Genomic DNA, 1,229 nt, shown 5'->3' on the forward strand with positions numbered 1-1,229 from the left:
GGGAGAAGCGCAACCATTAGCTTAGGCGGCGTGGCTTGCGGGTGGAGCTTTGCTCCACGGAGTGCCGCGTTCGACGACGGCGTTGGCGAAGATGAGGAGCTTTCTGACACAGGCGATGATGGCTTTCCTGTGGGCCTTGCCGTTGTTCGTAAGGCGGCCGTAGAGAGCGACCAGGGCGGTGTTCCAGCGCTGGGAAGCGGGCAATGCAGCATTGAAGAGCGCTCGGCGGACACGACTGCGACCGCCGGCGATATGGCGCTCGCCGGTACGTTCGCCCGAGTCGTCGTCGTAAGGAGCGACGCCAACCAAGGCAGAGATTTGCTCACGACTGACCTTGCCGAGTTCGGGCAAGAAGATGACGAGGGTGAGCGCGGTGCGTATGCCGATGCCATCAACGCTGGCGATCAGCTCGAGCCGCCGAGCGAGATCATCGTGTTTGCACACGACGACCTGCAGGAGCAGCAGTTCGGCCTCGCGGCGCCGCTGCAGACGCTGAACGTCACGCTTGAGTTGGTTGAGAATCCGCTTGGTGGTGAAGTGCTCGCGCCGCGTCTTGAGGTGAGCGATATCGTACTCCAGTTGCTCGATGAAGAGCAGATGCTCAGCGAACGCGGCCAGCCTGGTGTCTGGCGGTTCATGCAGGTCGCCGAGATTGGCAGCGCACTCGGCGATGAGGGCGGCGTCGATACGATCGTTCTTGGCACGACGCAGCTTGTAGATGGCAAAGGCATGCACTTGACGCGGCTGCAGGAGAGCGACCTCGAAGCCCTGCTCGCGCAAATATTCCACGACGGCTCGTTCGTAACCCCCGGAGGCTTCGATGCCGATGCGTTTGATCTTACGCGCGCTCAGCCAAGCAACCAACTCTTGATGTCCGTCTCTGGCATTGGCTACGCGCAACCTGTCGCTCGTCGGATAGGTTGCGACATCAAGCGACTTCTTGCTGGTGTCGATTCCGGCGGTTCTTGTGCTAGTCTCATTCATCTTCGTCGTTCCCTGCCTTGCATACGAACCAGGTTGTTCCAGCAACCATCCGGGCCACGATGAAGAGCCGATCGCGATCTTGCTTCTCCTTAACCCCACGGGTTCGGGTGGCTGGCGATCCGACGATCGGCGCCAACGGCCGGGTGGCCACCCGGCCGTTGGCGTCCCTTACGGGACGACCACTTCATACAACATCGCTTATGCAAGGTGGCCTCGCGAAGCGAGGTCGGATGAGGGGTGTTCCA

General features: G+C 61.2%; 1 protein-coding gene. It reads right to left on the reverse strand.

Features of this window, described 5'->3' with window-relative positions; translation table 11 throughout:
* Positions 1 to 21 precede the first annotated feature (21 nt).
* Positions 22 to 984 (reverse strand): IS110 family transposase, encoded by a 963-nt coding sequence (locus EOA23_RS34860; protein ID WP_127307331.1) that lies wholly within the window; start codon positions 982 to 984, stop codon positions 22 to 24.
* Positions 985 to 1,229 lie beyond the last annotated feature (245 nt).

It is taken from the genome of Mesorhizobium sp. M2A.F.Ca.ET.042.01.1.1 (assembly GCF_003997405.1).
Classification (GTDB): domain Bacteria; phylum Pseudomonadota; class Alphaproteobacteria; order Rhizobiales; family Rhizobiaceae; genus Mesorhizobium.

Bases quoted from the DNA above. Each gene is read 5' to 3' on its own strand.
- EOA23_RS34860 (WP_127307331.1), bottom strand. From the start codon at position 984: ATGAATGAGACTAGCACAAGAACCGCCGGAATCGACACCAGCAAGAAG.